Origin of the sequence: Antrihabitans cavernicola, from assembly GCF_008297975.1 — a bacterium.
Taxonomy (GTDB): Bacteria; Actinomycetota; Actinomycetes; order Mycobacteriales; family Mycobacteriaceae; genus Antrihabitans; species Antrihabitans cavernicola.
Genome location: NZ_VLNY01000007.1, coordinates 1 through 19,180, shown reverse-complemented (window position 1 = coordinate 19,180; position 19,180 = coordinate 1). Strand labels below are relative to the sequence as shown.

Annotated in this window: 28 protein-coding genes, 1 tRNA gene and 1 pseudogene; 29 read left to right on the top strand and 1 reads right to left on the bottom strand. The window is 59.0% G+C overall.

From position 1 onward, the window contains the following. Positions 1–16: 16 nt before the first annotated feature. The 29 genes from FOY51_RS28215 (at position 17) to FOY51_RS15510 (ending at position 18,712) form a co-directional block, all read left to right on the top strand. On the top strand, positions 17–706 hold the full coding sequence (locus FOY51_RS28215; RefSeq protein WP_503487661.1) for an LvrA C-terminal domain-related protein: 690 nt from the start codon (positions 17–19) through the stop codon (positions 704–706). After that, positions 646–2,043 (top strand): AAA family ATPase, encoded by a 1,398-nt coding sequence (locus FOY51_RS15630; protein WP_235916392.1) that lies wholly within the window; start codon positions 646–648, stop codon positions 2,041–2,043. Before FOY51_RS28215 ends, FOY51_RS15630 begins: the two co-directional genes overlap by 61 nt. Before the next feature lie 16 nt (positions 2,044–2,059). Next, the gene (locus FOY51_RS15625; protein ID WP_149431187.1) at positions 2,060–2,524 is read left to right on the top strand and encodes a single-stranded DNA-binding protein; all 465 of its coding nucleotides are present in this window, start codon (positions 2,060–2,062) and stop codon (positions 2,522–2,524) included. A gap of 233 nt (positions 2,525–2,757) precedes the next feature. Then, positions 2,758–3,348 (top strand): RNA ligase family protein, encoded by a 591-nt coding sequence (locus FOY51_RS15620; RefSeq protein ID WP_214633109.1) that lies wholly within the window; start codon positions 2,758–2,760, stop codon positions 3,346–3,348. Beyond that, complete coding sequence (locus FOY51_RS15615) at positions 3,345–3,680, top strand: DUF7239 family protein (protein WP_149431186.1); 336 nt, start codon at positions 3,345–3,347, stop codon at positions 3,678–3,680. The genes FOY51_RS15620 and FOY51_RS15615 overlap by 4 nt, the downstream gene beginning before the upstream one ends. 114 nt (positions 3,681–3,794) lie before the next feature. Next, the gene (locus tag FOY51_RS15610; RefSeq protein ID WP_235916390.1) at positions 3,795–4,031 is read left to right on the top strand and encodes a DUF3310 domain-containing protein; all 237 of its coding nucleotides are present in this window, start codon (positions 3,795–3,797) and stop codon (positions 4,029–4,031) included. Between the two features lie 177 nt (positions 4,032–4,208). After that, the gene (locus FOY51_RS15605; RefSeq protein WP_149431185.1) at positions 4,209–4,589 is read left to right on the top strand and encodes a beta-sandwich lipoprotein; all 381 of its coding nucleotides are present in this window, start codon (positions 4,209–4,211) and stop codon (positions 4,587–4,589) included. 9 nt (positions 4,590–4,598) lie between these two features. Next, positions 4,599–4,973: a hypothetical protein gene (locus FOY51_RS15600; protein WP_149431184.1), complete on the top strand. Its 375-nt coding sequence runs from the start codon at positions 4,599–4,601 to the stop codon at positions 4,971–4,973. A 124-nt stretch (positions 4,974–5,097) separates the two neighbouring features. Beyond that, complete coding sequence (locus FOY51_RS15595) at positions 5,098–5,292, top strand: hypothetical protein (RefSeq protein WP_149431183.1); 195 nt, start codon at positions 5,098–5,100, stop codon at positions 5,290–5,292. Next, positions 5,289–5,804: a hypothetical protein gene (locus FOY51_RS15590; protein WP_149431182.1), complete on the top strand. Its 516-nt coding sequence runs from the start codon at positions 5,289–5,291 to the stop codon at positions 5,802–5,804. The genes FOY51_RS15595 and FOY51_RS15590 overlap by 4 nt, the downstream gene beginning before the upstream one ends. Further along, positions 5,773–6,510, top strand: a complete 738-nt coding sequence (locus FOY51_RS15585) for a DNA cytosine methyltransferase (protein WP_149431181.1) — start codon at positions 5,773–5,775, stop codon at positions 6,508–6,510. The genes FOY51_RS15590 and FOY51_RS15585 overlap by 32 nt, the downstream gene beginning before the upstream one ends. 26 nt (positions 6,511–6,536) lie before the next feature. Next, positions 6,537–6,785, top strand: a complete 249-nt coding sequence (locus tag FOY51_RS27985) for a helix-turn-helix domain-containing protein (RefSeq protein ID WP_353961374.1) — start codon at positions 6,537–6,539, stop codon at positions 6,783–6,785. Between the two features lie 116 nt (positions 6,786–6,901). Next, positions 6,902–6,975, top strand: a tRNA-Trp gene (locus tag FOY51_RS15575). A 44-nt stretch (positions 6,976–7,019) separates the two neighbouring features. Next, complete coding sequence (locus tag FOY51_RS27980; RefSeq protein WP_187776350.1) at positions 7,020–7,250, top strand: glutaredoxin domain-containing protein; 231 nt, start codon at positions 7,020–7,022, stop codon at positions 7,248–7,250. A 290-nt stretch (positions 7,251–7,540) separates the two neighbouring features. Continuing rightward, positions 7,541–8,653 carry a hypothetical protein gene (locus FOY51_RS15565; RefSeq protein ID WP_149431179.1) on the top strand — a complete coding sequence of 371 codons (1,113 nt, stop codon included), beginning with the start codon at positions 7,541–7,543 and terminating at the stop codon, positions 8,651–8,653. A gap of 264 nt (positions 8,654–8,917) precedes the next feature. Continuing rightward, positions 8,918–9,085 (top strand): hypothetical protein, encoded by a 168-nt coding sequence (locus tag FOY51_RS27245; protein ID WP_187776349.1) that lies wholly within the window; start codon positions 8,918–8,920, stop codon positions 9,083–9,085. A 39-nt stretch (positions 9,086–9,124) separates the two neighbouring features. Then, positions 9,125–9,409 (top strand): HNH endonuclease, encoded by a 285-nt coding sequence (locus FOY51_RS27850; RefSeq protein WP_149431178.1) that lies wholly within the window; start codon positions 9,125–9,127, stop codon positions 9,407–9,409. Further along, on the top strand, positions 9,403–9,624 hold the full coding sequence (locus tag FOY51_RS15555) for an Acb2/Tad1 domain-containing protein (protein ID WP_214633108.1): 222 nt from the start codon (positions 9,403–9,405) through the stop codon (positions 9,622–9,624). Before FOY51_RS27850 ends, FOY51_RS15555 begins: the two co-directional genes overlap by 7 nt. Positions 9,625–10,364: 740 nt before the next feature. Then, entirely contained in the window at positions 10,365–10,514 is a 150-nt protein-coding gene (locus FOY51_RS27240) for a hypothetical protein (protein WP_187776348.1), read from the top strand. A 192-nt stretch (positions 10,515–10,706) separates the two neighbouring features. Then, entirely contained in the window at positions 10,707–12,149 is a 1,443-nt protein-coding gene (locus tag FOY51_RS15550) for a terminase large subunit domain-containing protein (RefSeq protein WP_149431177.1), read from the top strand. Beyond that, on the top strand, positions 12,146–13,594 hold the full coding sequence (locus FOY51_RS15545; protein ID WP_149431176.1) for a phage portal protein: 1,449 nt from the start codon (positions 12,146–12,148) through the stop codon (positions 13,592–13,594). The genes FOY51_RS15550 and FOY51_RS15545 overlap by 4 nt, the downstream gene beginning before the upstream one ends. Continuing rightward, positions 13,591–14,259, top strand: a complete 669-nt coding sequence (locus FOY51_RS15540) for a VG15 protein (RefSeq protein WP_149431175.1) — start codon at positions 13,591–13,593, stop codon at positions 14,257–14,259. The genes FOY51_RS15545 and FOY51_RS15540 overlap by 4 nt, the downstream gene beginning before the upstream one ends. A gap of 74 nt (positions 14,260–14,333) precedes the next feature. Continuing rightward, a complete protein-coding gene (locus FOY51_RS15535; RefSeq protein ID WP_149431174.1) occupies positions 14,334–14,846 on the top strand; it encodes a hypothetical protein in 513 nt (170 codons plus the stop codon). A gap of 34 nt (positions 14,847–14,880) precedes the next feature. Beyond that, positions 14,881–15,834 carry a phage major capsid protein gene (locus FOY51_RS15530; protein ID WP_149431173.1) on the top strand — a complete coding sequence of 318 codons (954 nt, stop codon included), beginning with the start codon at positions 14,881–14,883 and terminating at the stop codon, positions 15,832–15,834. 192 nt (positions 15,835–16,026) lie between these two features. Further along, positions 16,027–16,470, top strand: a complete 444-nt coding sequence (locus tag FOY51_RS15525) for a hypothetical protein (RefSeq protein WP_187776347.1) — start codon at positions 16,027–16,029, stop codon at positions 16,468–16,470. Next, positions 16,467–16,814 (top strand): hypothetical protein, encoded by a 348-nt coding sequence (locus tag FOY51_RS15520; protein ID WP_149431172.1) that lies wholly within the window; start codon positions 16,467–16,469, stop codon positions 16,812–16,814. Before FOY51_RS15525 ends, FOY51_RS15520 begins: the two co-directional genes overlap by 4 nt. Further along, positions 16,814–16,987 (top strand): hypothetical protein, encoded by a 174-nt coding sequence (locus FOY51_RS27235; protein ID WP_187776346.1) that lies wholly within the window; start codon positions 16,814–16,816, stop codon positions 16,985–16,987. Before FOY51_RS15520 ends, FOY51_RS27235 begins: the two co-directional genes overlap by 1 nt. 710 nt (positions 16,988–17,697) lie before the next feature. Then, positions 17,698–18,288, top strand: a complete 591-nt coding sequence (locus FOY51_RS15515; protein WP_149431171.1) for a hypothetical protein — start codon at positions 17,698–17,700, stop codon at positions 18,286–18,288. A 103-nt stretch (positions 18,289–18,391) separates the two neighbouring features. Then, positions 18,392–18,712: a hypothetical protein gene (locus tag FOY51_RS15510; protein ID WP_149431170.1), complete on the top strand. Its 321-nt coding sequence runs from the start codon at positions 18,392–18,394 to the stop codon at positions 18,710–18,712. 348 nt (positions 18,713–19,060) lie between these two features. Here FOY51_RS15510 and FOY51_RS15505 read toward each other — a convergent pair. Continuing rightward, a pseudogene (locus FOY51_RS15505) lies at positions 19,061–19,180 on the bottom strand (IS5 family transposase); the annotation flags it as partial.

The window sequence follows — 19,180 nt, the reverse complement described above, 5'->3', positions numbered from 1 at the left end:
TAGCTCACGTCAGGTGATGCAGATTCCTAAACGTCAACGCGCGGCGGCTATTGGCCTCTGGACGCTGGCGGGCGCGTGGTCCGCTAAGGAACTGACGGACGGGAATGTTCCGGCTTTCATGCTTCCAGAGCTGTGCGGCACGGAGAAACTGGCGGGCGAGCTAGTGGCCTGCGGGCTTTGGCTGAGGGGCGGTAACGGGTTTGCTTTCGCGAACTGGTCGAAGTACCAACCGACCGCTGAGGAAGTCCGGTCAAAGCGGCATTCCGACGCGGAGCGAAAGCGGGCGAGGCGGCGAAAGCCTGACGGTACATACGAAATAGCCGCTACCAGCAATGATGCCGAAATGTCCACGCGGACAAATGGCGGAGTCCTTGCGGAGTCCGGCGCGAGTCCTGTGGGTACTCCGTCCATCCCGACCCGACCCGACCCGACCCGTAGTAAAGAACTAGAACCTGACGGGTTTGCGGAGTTCTGGCAGGCGTACCCGAAAACGGCAGATAAGGGCGCCGCGAGACGGGCGTACGTCAAGGCCATTGCGAGGGCTGACCCGTCTGTGATTCTGGCCGGTGCAATTAGTTATCGGAATGAGCCGGGGCGTGATCCGAAGTTCACCAAGAATGCGGCGACTTGGCTGAATGCTGAGTCGTGGGACAACCAACCGGAAGTTGTGACGCGGCGCCAAATAGGAAATTGGGAGGAAATATAAGCGGCGCGGATATTGCAAATCGTTGGGATGAGATAGCGGAGAAGGCCGTTTTAGGTTCGGCGTTGATGTGGCCGGACCGGGACGTATGCCGGGAGGCATTGCGTTCGGTCGAGCACGATGATTGGTACAAGCCAGCGCACGCGGACTTGGCGGCTGTGATTCGCGGAATGTTTCGGGCGGGTCAGACGGTCGATGCGATGACGGCGTTTGGTCAGTGTCAGGCGCAGGGGTTTGCCCACATTTGGGACGCGCCCCAGTTGGTCACACTGATGCAGACGGCAATCACGCCTGAGGGCGCCCGTACGCACGCTAATCGGGTTCGCGCCTTGTCGGGTATGCGGAAGCTGGCTGTAGGCGCTACGCGTGCCGTACAGGCGTTAGAAACTGGTTCGGCAGACGAGACAGGCTCAGTTCAATTCGCTATTGAGGCGTTGCGGGAAAAGTGCGATGAAGCCGAGAGTGTGATCCTTTCGGGCAACGCGAATCCTGACCTGTTGGGGATGGGCGAGTTCTTGGCGCAGCCGAGTACGTATGACTGGCTTGTGCCGGGCTTGCTTGAACGGATGGACCGCGTTGTCATTACCGGCGCTGAGGGTGGCGGCAAGTCGGTGCTCTGCACTCAGATAGCGGCTTGTCTCGCTGGCGGCGTGCATCCGTTCACGGGCCGTGTGATGGGCGACGGAGACAAGGGTGTTCGCGTGTTGGTGCTCGATTGCGAGAACAGTCCGAATCAGTCGCGGCGGCGTTATCGGTGGGTTGTCGAGCGGGTCAAGCACGTTCGCAAGATTTTCGACCATGACCCGATCGATTGGTCGAAGCAGATGGCAATCGACTTCCGTCCTGGCGGTATCGACTTGTTGGGTTCGCGCGATCGGGCGTGGATTGAGCACTCAGTGCAGGCGTTCGAGCCTGATCTTGTGGTGTTGGGTCCGTTGTACAAGTTGCATTTCGAGGACCCAAACGCGGAGGCGCCAGCGCGGAAAGTGTCGGGCGTGCTCGATGGGTTGCGGGAGCGGTACGGGTTCGCGCTACTCACGGAAGCGCACAGCGGCAAGGGCAAGACGGCAGACAATGCGGGCCGTGAGGTTCGGACGGTTGCGCCTGTCGGTTCGTCAATGTGGTTGCGGTGGCCTGAGTTTGGTTTCGGTCTGCGTCGGGCGCCGGATGATCCTGGGGAAGCGAGGGCGTCGATTGTTGACGTAGTGCCGTGGCGTGGTGCGCGTGAAGAACGGGCGTGGCCGAACGGGTTGTCTCAGGGCAGTAGTGAGCAATTGCCGTGGATTCCGGACGCCGATTACTACCAGAAAATGCACGAAGAAAAGTATCAGTTCAACTAGCTGGGAGCGAAACACTATGGCATTGCCAACTATTGACGGTCGCGGATTCATCATCTCGGATGAGATTGACTTCAAGGCGCTTGCGTCGGGTCAGCTTGTCGCGAACTTCACGGTTGCGTTCAACAAGTCCCGCAAGAATGAGCAGACGGACGAATGGGAACGGACGCACGAAATCGTTGTTCGGGCTACGGCTTGGGGCGATCTGGCGCAGTTCATTGCCGACAACTTTTCGAGCAAGGTTGATATTGACCTGTCGGGCGAGGTCTACACGGAAAAGTTCGAGCGCCGTGACGGCTCTGAGGGTTCGGCTACGGCGATGGTTGTTCGCAAGGTTGGCGGTCCTGTTCCTAAGCGCGACAGCAACAACGGTGGCGGCAGCGGGGGCGGCAACAACGGCGCCAAGCGTCAGCAGGCGGCTAAGTCCAAGGGGTCGAACCCGTGGGGTAGCAACCCGGCGAACAACCCGAGCAACGGTTGGTGATCGTTGCCGGACGTTGCTGAGCGGTCGGGCGTCGAAGTCCTGTCAGGTTTGGATTTTGACGCCCGGTGTGGAGTGCGTTGGGGGCCGGATGGGCGGGTTGATTGTGGGCCTGCGCCAGCCGTGTCAGACATGGATTACGTGTCTCTGAGTGGTCCGGCTGCAGACTTCGCGTGTGCGGATTGTGTTGCACGCGTTGTACTTCAAGATCGTTTGATTACCGTTAGGTGGTTTAAGTGAGCGCTTTGGAATTTCGACCGTGGCCGAAGACTCCGCGACTCAAGCGCAGCATGGTCGTATCGGAGAAAATCGACGGCACCAATGCGTGCGTGATCGTGACCGAGGATGGGCAGGTTGGTGCGCAGTCGCGCAATCGGTTGATTGAGCCGGGCAAGGACAACGCGGGGTTTGCGTTGTGGGCGTACGCGAATGCCGCTGAGTTGGCCGACATTCTTGGTCCGGGCTACCACTATGGCGAGTGGTGGGGCAGCGGCATTCAGCGCGGCTACGGGTTGTCTGCGGGTGAGCGCCGGTTCTCTCTGTTCAATGTGCCGCGCTGGCGGTTCGTCCTGCCTGAAAAGTTGGCCTTTCGTGAGCGTGAGGGGCTGCCTGTTCCGGAGGGTTTGGGAGTCGTTCCAGAACTGTATGAGGGCGATTTCAGTACCGAGAAGATCGTTGAGCTGACAACTGATTTGGATGATGGTGGGTCGATTGCGGCGCCGGGATTCATGCGCCCCGAGGGTGTGATCGTGTACCTGCCTGCGGCCAATCAGGGGTTCAAGGTGCTACTTGAGAATGACCACTTGCCGAAGGGTGCGAACGCTTGAGTGATCCGCGTGAGGACAAGTTGCCACGGTGGGCGCGGGAGCTGTTGGGCAGCGAACGGCGGAAGGCGAGCGACGCGCAGGCCAAGCTAGCCGAGCACCTGGGCACTGTTGTTGAGTCGCCCATTTGGTATGGGGGCTATGACAATCCGGTCTACCTGCCTGAGCGCTACGGCTATCAGGAGATCCATTTTCGGGTAGGCGGTACTGATCGGCTGTTCGATGAGGTGGCCGTGGGTCTCAATGGTGATCGGGTGGAGGTTCGCGGCGGTCGCGGTCTGATCCTTGAACCGGTTGCATCGAAGGTGGTTGTTGTGAAGCTGGGAGGGGTTTGAGATTGATCGAGCTTGTTGACGGGCGTTGCGTGCGTTCGGATTTCCCGCCTGATTGGTGCTGGCATTGCCGTGGGTTGCCGGATGACCCGTTCGAGACGGTTGAGGCGGTGACTGATGGCGAATGACGTTGCGGTGGACGCAATCAACCCGTCTCACTACCGGAGTCATCCGAGCGGCATTGAGTGCATACAGGTGACCGAACATATGGACTTCACGCTTGGCAACGCGGTCAAGTACATATGGCGGGCAGGGCTCAAGTCGGACAGTGCAATTCAGGATTTGCGTAAGGCTATTTGGTATGTCGAACGCAAGATCGCGAACCTGGAAAAGTCAAGTGGCGCGGCAGATTAGCAAGAGCGTGGAACTTGTTGCGCTAGCACTGCGCAGCGAGATTCGAGCGCATGACGGTTCGAGCCTGACCAAGATGCCAAAGGGGTTCGTGGACAGCTTGACTGGGCGGCTTGTCCCGTATGGAGAAATCGGTTTACCGGCAACAGTTATCAGAGAGGCTTGAGAGTGAACAAGGGTATGAGATTTGCGGCAGTGGTTGCGGGCGTCGCGGCAATGGTCACGCTGACGAGTTGCACCGATACGGACGCTGACGTTGCTTCCGCGAACCTGTCTAAGGCTGCGGATCAGTTCGAGATTGACCGGCGCATTGTGTTCTTCAACGGGATCACGGATACGTATCTGCTCACCATTGAGGGCAGGTGTGCGATCCACGACGACGGCGGGCAGTTGGAAGTCACCTGCAAAACGGGCGAGGGCGAGTACAAGAAGCACTTTCTCGGATTGAGCGACAACGTGACCTATGTAGCTGAACAGCTCGAAAGCGCGAGCGTGAGCACTGATCACTACCGGGTGATTTTCAAGCCCGAGGTCATCATTCCCGACATTGACCGACCGTGAGGTAAAGCGATGACTAACCGCATGAAGGCCAAGGGCGACCGTTACGAGCGAGATATGCGAGAGCTGTTCCGCGCTAACGGTTTCCCTGGATGCGAGCGAACGAAAGCCGGTTACGAACGTGACGCGGGTGACCTGCACCTTGATCCGGTCTTGGGTATCGGGCCGGGTGTAATCGTGCAGTGCAAGGACGTGAAAACGCCCTTGTGGTCCGAATGGCTGGACGGACTCACGGAGCAGGTTGGTGAGTCGCGGGCAGAGGTTGGATTCATTGCCTGGAAGCGGTCACGTCCCGGTAAGGCGCCGTTGAACTTGGCGGTTATGCCGGTGGACGCGATGACGTATCTGTTGCGTCGGGCGGGCTACGGAACAGCGTTGGGCGACTAGGTGGCCTTTGTTCCAGTCCCTAGGTGCCCGGTGTGCAGGCACGCAGTCCAGCTACACGCCAAGCACAACGGTTGCGCCCAATGTGAATGCCCGGGAATAGCTAAGCGGTTGAACGACTCTGGAAGTGGGCGAGCAAGTGGCAGAAATGATGGACGTTTCGGAGAATCAGCTTGAGCCGGGTTATCCCTGCCTGGCGAAGCTTGAACGCCGGATCAGCGGCGTGCCTTGGTATCTCGACTGTGTTTTGCCCAAGGGCGAGCACGGCGGAATCCATGAAACGCCAACAGGTCGGCAGTTCGGGCTAGGAATCCGCGCTTGACCGAACTTGAAGAGCTGATTTCCGATACGTGGGATGCGGTGGAGTTCTTGCGGGCGCAAATGTTCGCGAGGGCTAAGCCGCAAGACGGGGCGGCTCAGGGCGACGGCGAACGGCAGGAAACCGGGCGGGAAGTGTCCACGGGCGCGAAGCCAAAGTCTAAGCCTCCGTTCAATCTTGATGCGATGGACGCGGCGGACGCTGAGGTTGCGGCACTGATCGGATGGGCTGACACGCTGGGCTTGCGTGGGCAGTATCGCGGTTGGGTTTGGCGGGTCAATGGTGTAGCGCGCGGCGTGCTCTATGACGACACGCGGGCTGTGCGTGACGTGACCAAACTGTTGACCGATTGGCTACGGGCTGGCGGGAATGCGCCGGACGGGATGCTCGATGATATTCGTTCGGTGCGGAACACGAACCGGAAGAATTGGCCTGAGCTAGACGTGTTCTTGGAGCGCCCGATTGTGGAGCGTTCGAGGGTGGATGACCCAAACCAGTACGCACTATCTCTCTAAGGGGAAGCTATTGAAGCCGAAATTACTTGACCTATTTTGTTGCGCTGGCGGCGCGGCAGAGGGGTACGACCGCGCGGGATTTGAAGTTATCGGGGTGGATATTATCCCGCAGCCAAACTCTCCGTTCGAGTTTCACCAAGCGGACGCGTTGGACTTTCTGCGCTGGAACTGGACAAGATTCGACGCGGTACATGCTAGTCCACCTTGCCAAGCTTACAGCGCTATGAAGCATATGCCTGACGCCAAGGCGCATCCGGAGTTGATCGAACCAACGCGCGAGTTGTTGACTAAGTTGGGTTTGCCGTGGGTTATAGAGAACGTCGTCGGAGCGCCGATGGCCGGATCAATCGTTCTGTGTGGCTCAATGTTTGCCCTCAATGCGCAAGGTTTCGGGTTGCGCAGGCACCGACAGTTTGAATCGAGCCTACCAATCACGGCCCCGAGGCTGTGCGAACACAGTTTGCCGACAATCGGCGTCTACGGTGGTCACGTCCGTTGTCGGAGTAGCAAGTTTTGGCGCGAGACGGGCGCTGATTTTCCCGGCTACGACAAGAAGAGTCTTGCTTATGAGGCAATGGGTATCGGTCATAAAATGACAATGAACGAACTATCCGAAGCTATTCCGCCCGCGTACACGGAGCACATTGGGCGGCAGTTGCTTTCGGGCATGGCGCCCGCGTCAAGTTTGTTCGCGCTAGCCCGTTGACGGTTTGGCTGGACGAGTGGGACGCAATGCGGTTCGTCGGCAGGTCGCGCGTCACCCTCTACAGGTGGCGCAAGGCTGGAATCGTCAAGGTGGGCACGAAACGCGGCAAGTGGTACTACGACAAGGACTCATTGCGTGAGGCGCGCAAAGAGGCTAAGCGTAGGCAGCAGGCGACGGAGTTGCAGAATCAGAACCGGCGCTATCTGGCCGGTCCTGGGCGTGGTCATAAGAAACTGGCTCGAAATGAGGATCAGTTACCTTTGTTTTGTGCTTGATTGAGCGGCCAAACGGAATCCCAAGACACTAAACGCATTCCGGCCTCAATCCGAGCATCGGGCGGCGCCCGTCATCTAGCGTCCGGAGTTGCAGACCTCCGTATCAAGGGCCTCATGGGGCTTAGCTCAAAATGGGTAGAGCGGCGGATTCCAAACCCGCAGGTTGTTGGTTCGAGTCCAGCAGTCCCCGCAATTCAAATTGACCAAATCGACACTGTTAGAGGGATTCTCGCGTTGCTTGTCACTGTCTACACCAAGCCCGACTGCGTTCGATGCAGGCAGACCTTTAGGGCGCTGGACGCTCAAGGCACCGAATATCGAGCGGTGGACGTGAGTAAGGACGCGGACGGCTACGCGGCTGTTGAGGCGCTGGGCTACCTAGAGCTTCCCGTTGTGGTCACGCCTACCGAACATTGGTCAGGATTCAGGCGGGAACGCCTCAAGTCATTGAAGGCGGACGCATGAGCGCGGGAACAGTCATCGCTTGCAAGATCGCCGGATGGGTAGATCAGCTAGACGACGATGACCGCGCGGAGCTGCACAAGTTCCTAACCGATGGCGGTTCGATGGCTGCGCTGTTCGAGCGGTGCAAGACCGTTGGTCTAGTAGCCGGTCTTACGACGTTCAAGGACCACTTAAAAGAGCGTTGCGCTTGCGTAGCGGAGTAAACCGCGGGACATATGCCGGGCATTGGCATAACTGCACTTCAAAGGCTTTTGAGCCTGTTTGCGGACTAATAACTAGGGGTTGATTACGTGGGCGCGTTGGCTGACTTACTGAGGGGCGAACCTGCGCAGCAACCACAAGAACCCGATGAGCAGGACGGGCGAGCGCTAGCGGCCCTGATTGAGGGACCGCACGACGCGTCTGACTACGGCGCAATTCTTGAATCGTGTGGGCATGATCCCTCTCAGGTTGGATTCGCAGCGCCCCCGTCCGTTTACACCCGTTGGAAAGCTGACGGCACACAGGCCACGACATACAGGTACAAGCTCATTGCAAAGCGCGAATCAAGCGTTGAGCCTTTAATTGAGCGAATCAAGGCCGCGCCCAAGCGTGTCGCTGACGGTTCCACCGGTCCGCACTGGTTCGTGTTTCAGGCTGGCGATCAGCAAATCGGTAAACGCTCCCGTGACGGCTCGACTGCCGAAATCATCGAACGCTACCTAGATAGCGTCCAACAGGCCACGGAAGAGTTCGCAGACCTCAAGCGGCACGGCATTGAGGGAATCCAGATTTCGATGCCGGGTGACTGCCTAGAAGGCGTCGTATCGCAGAGCAGTAAGAACCTGTGGCTGACTCAGGAAACAATCACTGAGCAGTTCCGCATTTTGCGGCGCCTCATGCTGCACACAGTAGAGGCGTTCGCACCACTGACTGACCGCGTGTACCTGGACGTTGTTAACGGCAACCATGATGAAGCCCAGCGCGAGCAGAACACATATCCCGGTGACGGCTGGGCGACTGAATCGGCTATTGCGGTAGCTGACGCCCTCGAAATCAATAAAGCCGCTTACGGGCATGTTGAGGTTCGCACGCCGGATAAATGGTGTCCCGATATGACCAACGAGGTTGGTTCGTCTCTGGTCACTGTCGTTCATGGTCACCAATGGCGCATTGGCAAGGGCATGGCGTGGTGGCAAGAACAGGCATTTGGTAATCAACCCGCTGCGTCCGCTCAGGTGCTGCAGCACGGGCACGGGCACAGGTGGGAATTGGAAACCACACGGGACCGTGTTCGCGTTGCTTCGCCTACCTACGACTGTGGCTCTGATTGGTATCGGGGTGCGCACGGTGGCGAATCTAAGCGCGGCGGACTCGCGTACTTGCTCAAGAACGGCGAAATCAGCCGTATGTCTCTGGTCTAACGATTAAGGATTGAAGAATGCTGTTCGGTATTTCGTGGGCTGACTGGCTCACTATTAGCAAGGGCGCCGTAACGGTGCTGAGCGTGATTGTGTCCGTATTGGGGATTCTGCTTTGATCAGTATCCATTTGTACAGGTTGGCGAGTCTCGATGATGGCCGTATTGGCTGGAAGGCTCAGCGGACGAATACCGGGTTTATTGCGTCGGCTGGGTTGTTTCCGTTCGGTATCGCGGTCGCGAAGCGCTGACCCTAAGGGGGCTACTGGTGAAAACGTACCGAATCGGGCCAATAACGATCTACAAGCGCGCACCCGTCCAAACATGGGCAGAGCGCCTAGCTAAGAACGCGCCCGTCAGTGCCGAAATGGACTTGGCGAAGATCGGCGGTAAAGGCAAGTGGGTCCTGATCCGCGACTACACAGCGGGTAAGTGATGGATGAGGACGCGCTTGAGCCACTGAAAGAGCTACACAATGCCCCCACGCACTAAGCGAAGCGGCCTCGATCACCGGGCGTACAGGCGGGCAAAGAACCGGCTGCGGCAAAACGCACGAACATGCTGGCTCTGCGGTAAATGGATAGACGTAGACCTGCCATCCAATGACCCGATGTCATGGACTGCGGACCACGTAATACCGCGCTCAAAGGGCGGTCACCTACTGGGGGAACTGCGGGCGGCACATAGGTCCTGCAATAGCTCGCGCGGGAACAGGCCACCTGAGCGGATAGACCAACTACCAACGACAAGGCAATGGTGATGATGGCGCACGAAGAGATTGCACACAGGTTTGATTTCCACCCGGCAAGCACCGACGAGAAGCGGGGCGAGCACGGCTCTATTCGTGAAGCCTGCAAAGCTCTAGCCCTCAAGCTTGATGACGCATTGCCCAATGGGCGCGAGAAAGCAACAGCGCTGACAAAGCTGGAAGAGGCAATGTTCTGGTCGAATGCGGCGATTGCGCGGGCTAAATGAAGCTATTCCCAACGCTTATCGCGGGTGGGGCTGTCGGCTCTTACCTGACGTTCGTTTACCTGTACGTGAGGTCAACTCATTTAAGGGCGAGCCGAAGGGTATTCGGTTGTGTGTACGTGCTCGACACTGCGTCACTGCCTGACGAGCTGAACGCTGCGGTCACTGGCTATGCGCGACCCATTGAGGCAGGCAAGGGCTGATGCAGGCACTACTAGCCATATCGCAGGCACAGGGCAATGCGCATATCGCACGCCGCAAGCTAGACCGCCACCAATGGGTAGTGATCACGCCAAGGTCAAGTGATCGCCTACGGGGGATGCGGCTACACGGGTATGAGGAACTGCCAGGGGTAGCGGAGCAGACAGGCTATGCCCAACTCAGGGACCAACTACGAATAGCGATGATGCACCTGCCCACGGGTTGCGCTAAGCACAGCCAATGGTTGAACAGTGCAGGACGAACAACACTATGCCCCGCACAGTGCTACCGCCCTAACGGCACAGAATGCGCACAGCAGACCTAGGCACAACAAAGGCGAGAACGACGCTCAGCGTTGAACACAGAGCCAGCAATGCATAGGGGGCTATAACCCCTCCCGTGGGGTCTTGCGGCCTCCCCTCAGGCATACGTGCCGATATCCCCCCGAGCTAAATACAACCGCCAACAGATTCGTTCTGTTAGGCGGTTTTCACATTTCAGGAGGCGTTTTGTCGTCCGTTTATGACCGTGAGGTTCGCCGTATGGCTAAGGCGCGCGCTGATCGGCAGTGGGCTGGTCATTTCCCGGTTCCCAATGCTTTTTACCCTGCGATCTGGAAATTGCCGGAAATTAATTTTCCCGGCGCGGTGGAGGTGAAGAAAACTTCCCGTTTGTACAAGGCGCGGCGCTGATGGGCTCCGTTGAAGTCGCGGCAGAGATTGGTGACCGCCTTAAGACGCTTGAGGCATTGAGGGACAGCCTCGCGTCAGCAATTGATGCAACGTCCGGCGCCGTTGGTTTGGCCGCGCTGGCGAAACAGCTATTGGACGTGCTTGCGCAGATTGCGGAGCTAACGCCTCCCGATGTGAAGGACACGCCACTAGATGAGTTCACACAACGACTTGCCAGTAAGAGGCAGTCAATCCCCGAGACTGGCAGTTAGCTGCGATTATATCGGCACCTTTGCCGAAGAGGCCGCTAGCTTTGCCTCCGCGTATGGACTGATTCCGGACCCGTGGCAGCTTTTAGTTCTTGAGCAGTGGCTTGGTTATCGAGCTGATGGCAAGTGGAGTGCGTCTCGCTGCGGTTTGTCTGTGCCACGCCAGAATGGCAAGAACGCGCTGATTGAGATTCGCGAGCTGTTCGGCATGGTCGGCTTGGGTGAAAAGTTTCTGCACACTGCCCACGAAGTTAAGACCGCGCGTAAAGCATTCCTGCGTTTGGCGTCGTTCTTTGAGAATACGAAGAAATACCCTGAGCTTGCGGCGATGGTTAAGGAAATCCGCCGCACCAATGGGCAAGAGGCCATTGTTCTGCGCAATGGCGGCTCTGTTGAGTTCGTGGCGCGTTCTAAGGGCTCTGCGCGCGGCTTCACTGTGGACGTTGTTGTCATGGATGAGGCACAGCAGATGGACGACGACTCGCTTGAGGCGCTTGGTCCTACGACTGCGGCGGCTCCGCTTAAGAATCGTCAGCTCATTTGGGCGGGTACGCCTCCGGCGCCTGGAATGCCTAGCGAAGTCTTTACGCGTATCCGCGCGGAGGCGTTAGATGGTAATTCGCGGCGCCTGAGTTGGCTTGAGTGGTCCATTGACGCGGATTCTGATCTAGATGACCCGCATACGTGGGCGCAGGCTAATCCGGCGCTTGGATTTCGGCTGGGCTTGGAAGAGTTGGCGGAAGACCGCGCGACGTATTCCGATGAAGGCTTCGCGCGCGAGCGTGGCGGTTTGTGGTCGTTCGCGGGCACTGACGCGGTAATTGATGCGGATACGTGGGACGACGTTGGCGATCCTGCGTCTGAATTGCTCGATCCTGTGTCTTTCGCTGTGGATATTGCGCCTGATCGTGGCATGGCGTCTATTGCGGTGTCTGGCGTGCGCCCTGACGGGCTTTACCACGTTGAGGTAACTGAGAACCGCAAGGGAACTGATTGGCTGATTCCACGGCTTACGCGGCTGTGTGCTCAGTGGTCCCCTATTGCGATTGTCGTTGACGGTCCCGCTGCGTCATTGGTTCCCGAGTTAACGACTCTTGGCGTTCCGGTCTATTCGACGGGCGTCTCAGAGTTCGGAATTGCCTGCGGCATGTTCTACGACGCAGTTTTTAACCAAACGCTTCGCCATCCTGAGCAGCCGCTCTTTTCCTCAGCAATTGACGCCGCACGTAAACGTCCCCTTGGCGATATGTGGGCTTGGGGGCGGAAGACCAGCGAGTCGGATATTACGCCCGTTGTCGCGGCAACCCTTGCTCTCTATGGGTTTGTTGTTGCGCGACCGAAGCGGCGCCAGAAACAAGGTAAGCGAAAAGTACAGGTGATGATGTGACTGCGCCCAATATTGCAACCCTCGATGCGCTCAGCGCGGATGAGGCGGGGCTACTTGCTATGCTCTTGACTCGCGTTTCTGCATTTACGCGGGCGAATGCGACCAAAGAGGCGTACTACGAAGGTGAGCAGCGGGTCAAACAGTTGGGAATTGCTATTCCGGCAACTCTCGCTGACAAGATTGCGACTGTTGTTGGATGGTCGGGTACTGCCGTTGACGTTCTGGAAGAGCGCCTAGATTTCCTTGGCTGGGTTGAAACCGGCGCGAAATACGATTTGGGTAGTATTTTCAATGCAAACGATTTAGACGTTGATTCTGGCTTGGGTCATCTTGACGCCCTGATTTGCGGGACGGCATTCGTGGCAGTCGGCACGGGAGACAATGGCGAACCGTCGCCACTGATTACCGTTGAGTCGCCCAAGAACATGACGGGCCTACGGGATGCGCGCACGCGGCGGTTGACGGCTGCGGCGTCCCGGTTCCGCGACGAAGGCAAGGACTTCGACAACGGCGCAACGCTCTACCTCAAGAACGAAACGATCCGCGTAGCTCGCAGCAGCGAGGGTGCGGCCTGGGCGGTCGTTAACCGCGATCAGCACAAGTTGGGCCGGGTTCCGGTTGCGCAATTGGTGAACCGTCCGCGCTCTAGCCGGATGACTGGGCGCTCTGAGATTTCGCACTCTGTGCGCGGGTACACGAATGCGGCGGTTCGCACTTTGCTTGGCATGGAAGTCAACCGCGAGTTCTATTCTGCGCCTCAACGGTACTTGCTGAACGCTGCGGAAGATCAGTTCGATAAGGGCGACGGGTCCGTTGTGACGGGCTTTGAGGCGATCATGTCGCGGATGCTTGCGGTTCCTTTTGACGAGGACAATCCGGAGGCAAAGCCGGAAGTTGGGCAGTTCGCGCAGTCTCAGCCGGGTCCGTACTTGGATCAGGTGCGAGGGCTTGCGCAGTTGCTTGCGGCTGAGTGTGCCATTCCGCCTACGTATTTGGGCTTCGCGACGGATCAGGCTGCGTCTGCGGACGCTATCAGGGCGATGGAAGCACGGCTTGTGAAGCGTGCAGAACGTCGTCAGGCTGCGTTTGGCAAGGCGTGGCTTGAGGTTGCACGGTTGGCGCTGTTGGTGCGTGACGGCAAGGTGCCTGACGGATTCGCTGATGGCGTGTCGGTCAAGTGGCGCGATGCTGCGACGCCTACCCGTTCGGCGGCTGCCGATGAAGCTACGAAATTGGTTGCTGCGGAGGTCCTTCCGCCTGATTCGTCTGTGACGTACGACCGAATCGGGTTGACGCCTCGCGAGCAGGAGCAGGTTGAGGCGGACAAACGGCGCGCACGAAGTCGAGCAATTCTGGGCGGGATAGCGGGCGCGGCGGATGTGGCCACGGCGAACCCGCGCGTTGCGGAGGCAGCGAGTCGGCGCGTTCCGGCTGAGGGCAATTGACCACGGCGGCAGAGTTTCAGGCGGTCTTAGGCGACCTAAATACGGTGATGCTGGGCGACCTTGACGCCATGTGGAGCCATGCGGCGGATTGGGATGCGCAGGAGTTCCGGTCTTGGGTGCTGGACGCCTATCCGGACGTTGCGAGCCCTTACGTGGATGCTGCGGGAGATTTGGCCGCTGATTGGTACGACGACGCGGCGCCTGAGCTTGAGTTCAAGGCCAAGCCTGCGGCACTTCCGCCTGTGGAGCAAATGCGGGCGTCGGCTGGCTGGGCTCTGTCGAATGAATCGGCGTTCGAGTTGCTGGCGGGTTCGGCGCAACGCATGTTGTTCAACGGTTCGAGGCAAACAGTCCTTGGCGCGGTTGAGCAAGAGGCGGGCGCCACGTGGGCGCGTCACGCGTCGGGTACGGCGTGTTCGTTCTGCCGGATGCTGGCTACACGCTCGAACGTGTACGTCTCGAAAGGCGCTGCGGAGCACGGCAAGTCCGGCTCTAGGTATCACGACAATTGCCATTGTCTTGCCGTCATGGTTCGCCCCGGCTGCAGTTTCGAGCCTGCGCCCTATGTGAGTGCGTGGGAAGCGGATTACAAGGCTGCGCGCAGGCTGGCGGGGTCGGGTGACGTGAAGGAAATTATGGCGGCGTATCGCCAACTTGGGCAGTAGCGCAACAACTTACGCGGACGCCTTGCGGCTAAAGGGCGGTTTGTTCGATCTGACGAGATACGGAGTTTCTATCAATGAGTGACGCTGGAAAGACTACGCCGGACGATGCTGGCGCCGGGGGCGGCGAGCCTGACGGCAACGGCGGGAACGCGTTTCAGGCGATTACGTCTCAGGCGGATTTTGACCGGGCGATCAGTGCGCGGCTTGAGCGGGAGAACGCCAAGTATGCGGATTACGACGCGCTGAAAGACAAGGCTGGCAAGTTCGATGCTGGCGAGCTGGCGAAGCTCGATGAGATTGAGCGCGAAAAGCTGGCGCGGCAGGACGCGGAAACTAAGTACGCCGAATTGCTCAGCAAACAGGCGCGTTTCGAGGTTGCAAGCGCGAAGGGTGTCCCGGTGGCTCTGCTCAATGGTGGGACAAAAGAAGAGCTTGAGGCGCAAGCCGATGCTCTGTTGCAGTTCGCAGGCGCGGCCAATGGTCCGCGTACGCCTCAGCCGGACCCTAGCCAGGGGCAGGGCGGCGGTAATGGCGGCGATTCGGGCTCTACCGGCGATTGGCTGCGAGACAGCCTCAACCGTCGTTAATTCCAATCTTCAATTCTAACTGAGGGATACAAACATGAGTGGCTTTGCAAATGTCCAGGGTCGTGCCGATCTTACCGACGCGCAGATTCCTGAGGCCATCGTCAAGAACGTGATTGAGACTCTGCCGGAACAATCGGCGCTCATTCAGCGGGCGCGAAACGTGCGAATGGGCACGAAGAAGACCAAGCAGCCGGTGCTTGCGTCGCTGCCGGATGCCTACTGGGTTGACGGTGACACGGGTCTTAAGCAGACCACTAAGACAGGTTGGGAAAACGTGACCATGACGGCGGAAGAGCTTGCCGTTATCGTGCCGATTCCCGACGCTCTGGTCTCGGACTCGAACGTCCCGCTGTGGGATGAAATTAAGCCTCTGCTCACTGAGGCAATCGGCAAGAAGGTTGACGGCGCAGGCATCTTCGGCGTTGATAAGCCCGCCTCTTGGCCGACCGCGTTGGTTCCCGGCGCTATCGCGATGGGTAACACTGTCGCGGAGTCTGAGACTGCCGACATTGGCGAGAACGTGGCATTCCTGGGCGAGAAGCTGAGCAAGCAGGGCTTCGCTATCAACGGCTTTGCCTCGCGTCCCGGTTTGCAGTGGAAGATGGTTGGTCTGCGCAACGCGCAGGGTGTGAGCATCTACACGCCTGCGCAGGGTCTTGCCGCTGGCCTGCCGTCCGGTCTCTATGGCCTGCCGCTCAACGAGGTTCGCAACGGCGCATGGAAAGAAGACGCTGCAACTCTGGTCGCGGCTGATTGGTCCAAGGTGGTTGTCGGCATTCGCCAGGACGTGACCTTTGACATGTTCAGCGAGGGCGTCATCTCCGACGCTGACGGCAAGGTGATCCTGAACCTGATGCAGCAGGACAGTAAGGCGCTTCGCGTCGTGTTCCGTGTTGGCTTCCAGATCGCTAACCCGCTGAACCGGGTTGAGACGGACAAGACCAAGCGCTACCCGGCTGCGGTCATTACGCCTGACCTTACCCCGTAGTCGTGGCGCTCTGGAAGTCGCCGCAAGGCGAAGTGTTGGCGATTCCGGGCGATGGCACGCATGCGTTGAAGGCTCTTGGCTGGGTTCCGTTGGAGTCCAGCCCTGGGCCGGTCGCGCCGGAAGTTGCGCCAGTCAAGCGCGGTCGCGGGAGGCCGCGAAAGAATCCGATTCCGACAAGCTAGGGGCGCAATCGTGGCAATTGCATTCGATATTGACGCGGACTTGCGCCCGTTCATTGAAGACATAGAGAACGCGAAGGCGCTCTTGATGATTGAGGACGCGCTAGCAACGGCGTCTGTAGCTGCACCGTGCATCCTTGAAGATGGATTCAAGTACCCGGCTGCGGCTAAGGCGATCATTCGCGGCGCCATCCTGCGCTGGGCGGAGTCCGGTACGGGAGCAAAGTCGCAGGTGTCCGATACGGCTGGGCAGTTCGGTCACACGGAGACGTTGGATACGCGGCAGGTGCGGCGTGCCATGTTCTACCCCACTGAAATCACGGACCTGCAAAAGCTATGCAAGTCGAGCCGGGGCAAGGCATTCACTATCGACACGATGCCACCTGAGCCGGGCATTGCGCCAACGCTTGCGGGCGCTTGGGTTAATGGTCCATGTGGGACGGAACCGGGCCTGTGAGCCTGCGGGCGAGATACAAGGTTGGCACGCGGAAGTTCAGCGAGGGGCCGGACAAAGACCCGCGCGGCAACAAGGTTAAGCGTTGGGCACCTGCCGTCGAGCAGCGCGCGATTTGCTGGGGTCCGGCCAATGCGAACCAAGCTGAGCCGAAAGTTGTTGGGCATGACCGGGTTGTTGTCGAGCTTGAGCTTTGCGTACCCGAGGGCTTCGACGTTGGTCCGCAAGACAAGGTGATTATTGCCGGTGCTGAGTACGACGCTATCGGCTATCCGGAGGACTTCAACAACGGGCCTTTCGGGTTCCGCCCTGGCATGGTCGTGAATCTGAAAAGAGTTGAGGGTTAGTGGCCATTCGGGTCAAGGATGAGTTCGGCGAGGTTGAGACGTTCGGGGATGCAACGGGTTTCCGGACGGACGAGGAAACGAACAACCTTGAGGTTTACAACGATAGTGGCGCGGTCTTCGGGGCATGGGCCGAAGGCAAGTGGGTGTCTGCGGTGAAGCTCGATGAAGATTGAGTTTAAGAGCGGGGCATTTCAGGAGTTGCGGCGGGCGCCGGGAGTCATTGCCGACTTGGACAGGCGGGCGCGGCGGGTGCAAAAGGCTGCGGAGGCTGACGGCGGCAAGTACGTCACGGGCTCACGGCAGGGCGCCAGTCGCCCTCAGGGCCGTTGGCGCGCGTCTGTTGTGACTGCGGACTACAAGGCGCGGAAAAGCAACGCGAAGAATCACACGTTGATTAGAGCGCTGGACAGTGCCAGGTAATACGCGGAAACCGGCAATTTCGGTTGCGGTCGCGCTGTTGACCGCGAACCTAGACATTGATGTGGGTAGCCGCGTCCCGACTAAGCGCCCTGATTCGTTTGTGCGAGTTGCACGGACGGGCGGCAGTCGGATCAATGCGGTTACGGATGGGCCTTGGCTCACCTTTGAGTGTTACGCGCTCGATAGCGCGGAAGCCTTGGCGCTGCGTGTGTCCGAGATTTGCGAGTCGGCGCCGAGTTCATTTGTTGACTACATGAACGACGACGGAACCATGCGGCAGGCATGGATTTCGAGCTACGCGGAAGTTGGGGCACCCGCTGAGAATCCGGACCTTGACGTTCCGGATCAGGACCGTTGGACGTTGACGGTCGAGCTTGGCATTTCGAGCAACGTCTAAGTACAGCAATTCATTTCATGCCCTGGCGACTGCCGGGGCTTTTCCCATTGAAGGGGTCTATTTCTCATGGCTACTGATACCAGCAAGGTCTTTGTTCCGGCGCCCCCTAAGGTCAAGGGTGTTATCCACCGCGCGGAGCTGGGCACCGAACTTCCCGAGGACGCGGCTACCGATCTGGCCGTGGCGTACAAGGATCAGGGCGGCGTGTCTGATGCGGGCATCACTAATGCGCAGTCGCGTGATGTCACTAAGGTCAAGGACTTTGGCGGCAAGACTGTCGCGACGCCTCAGAGCGACTACAGCGAGACGCTGACCGTCGAGTTTCTGGAATCGACCAACCTGGAAACTCTCAAGACCGTGTTCGGGTCCGACAACGTGAGCTTTACGGCTGCGACTCCGGACAAGGGCGCTCAGATCGTGGTTGACCACACTGCGGCGGCTCTGCCCAAGTCGGTCTACGTGGTTGACACGGCGCAGGGCAAGGGTTTGCGTCGGCAGGTTGTGCCGATTGGTCAGCCTACGAAGGTTGGCGACGTGGTGCAGGTCAGTAAGGACGTTGTTAAGTACAACGTCACTATCGAGTGCTTTGAGTACGTGGACGGCGACAAGGCGTTTTTCGTGCGCGAGTACCTGTATGACGGCATTACTGCGCCGTAAGCGTTCCGCCCGGTGAGTGTTTCTTTGACCGGACCCACCTTGCCGGGTGGGACTTCACGGGTCCGTGTCTCCCAAATACTTTCGATTCTAAGAGGTCTGGTCAATGACTGTATTTACTGTTCCGAAGTCCCTTGGTTCCAAGCGTGTCAACCGTTTCCCGTTCCGTGTCGCTGACGGCGGCAAGGTTTTCAGTGTGCCGTTCGTTCAGTACCTTTCGGGCGCTGGCGCGGACTACCTGGAAGAGGCCGCAGAGAAGGGGCACGACGAGATTCGTCTTACGCGGCGTCTGGTTGAGATTGAGTCTCCCGACGCTAGCGAGGCCGTGGCGAAGATGTCGCGCGATCAGGTCAAGGCGCTTGGCGAAGCCTGGGCAGAGGCGTCCACGGCTTCCGTGGGGGAATCCTTGGCCTCCGACAACTCCTAAAGGAGCACGCGGGGGCCGTCGAGTACGACTTACTCTGTCGCGGTTTCAGGCTGAGCGACATTGGGACAGAGCGCCTTTCGTGGCACGAGTTGCACGTATTGCTTGAACACACTCCACCGAATGGTGAGTCTGCACTGTACCGGGCGCGGTATCCGCGCTCTTGGTACTGGACGCCTGAAATGGATTTCTTGGCTATGCAGCTCTACGCGATGCAGGGCGCCAATTGGCAACGAGCTGGCGGCGAAGGCGACAAGCCGGAACCCGTGCGGCGTCCTGCCGAGGGTGAGCAAGTAGAGGCTGCGGAGCCGGAAGCCGTTCCGCTGGATGAGATTAGAGACGTGCTAGCGGCTAGGGCGTGTCTCTCAATTGGTTGGCTCCGACGCGGGCGTGGATGACGGCGCAGGCCAGCAGGACACCACCGAGGTAGGTCAGGGCGTATTTGTCGTAGCGGGTCGCGATACCGCGCCA

Coding starts and splice junctions, on each gene's coding strand:
- FOY51_RS28215 (WP_503487661.1), top strand. CDS start 17: ATGCAGATTCCTAAACGTCAACGCGCGGCGGCTATTGGCCTCTGGACG.
- FOY51_RS15625 (WP_149431187.1), top strand. CDS start 2,060: ATGGCATTGCCAACTATTGACGGTCGCGGATTCATCATCTCGGATGAG.
- FOY51_RS15610 (WP_235916390.1), top strand. CDS start 3,795: ATGGCGAATGACGTTGCGGTGGACGCAATCAACCCGTCTCACTACCGG.
- FOY51_RS15605 (WP_149431185.1), top strand. CDS start 4,209: ATGAGATTTGCGGCAGTGGTTGCGGGCGTCGCGGCAATGGTCACGCTG.
- FOY51_RS15600 (WP_149431184.1), top strand. CDS start 4,599: ATGACTAACCGCATGAAGGCCAAGGGCGACCGTTACGAGCGAGATATG.
- FOY51_RS15585 (WP_149431181.1), top strand. CDS start 5,773: ATGACCCAAACCAGTACGCACTATCTCTCTAAGGGGAAGCTATTGAAG.
- FOY51_RS27985 (WP_353961374.1), top strand. CDS start 6,537: ATGCGGTTCGTCGGCAGGTCGCGCGTCACCCTCTACAGGTGGCGCAAG.
- FOY51_RS27850 (WP_149431178.1), top strand. CDS start 9,125: ATGCCCCCACGCACTAAGCGAAGCGGCCTCGATCACCGGGCGTACAGG.
- FOY51_RS15555 (WP_214633108.1), top strand. CDS start 9,403: ATGGTGATGATGGCGCACGAAGAGATTGCACACAGGTTTGATTTCCAC.
- FOY51_RS27240 (WP_187776348.1), top strand. CDS start 10,365: ATGGCTAAGGCGCGCGCTGATCGGCAGTGGGCTGGTCATTTCCCGGTT.
- FOY51_RS15550 (WP_149431177.1), top strand. CDS start 10,707: ATGAGTTCACACAACGACTTGCCAGTAAGAGGCAGTCAATCCCCGAGA.
- FOY51_RS15535 (WP_149431174.1), top strand. CDS start 14,334: ATGAGTGACGCTGGAAAGACTACGCCGGACGATGCTGGCGCCGGGGGC.
- FOY51_RS15530 (WP_149431173.1), top strand. CDS start 14,881: ATGAGTGGCTTTGCAAATGTCCAGGGTCGTGCCGATCTTACCGACGCG.
- FOY51_RS15515 (WP_149431171.1), top strand. CDS start 17,698: ATGGCTACTGATACCAGCAAGGTCTTTGTTCCGGCGCCCCCTAAGGTC.
- FOY51_RS15510 (WP_149431170.1), top strand. CDS start 18,392: ATGACTGTATTTACTGTTCCGAAGTCCCTTGGTTCCAAGCGTGTCAAC.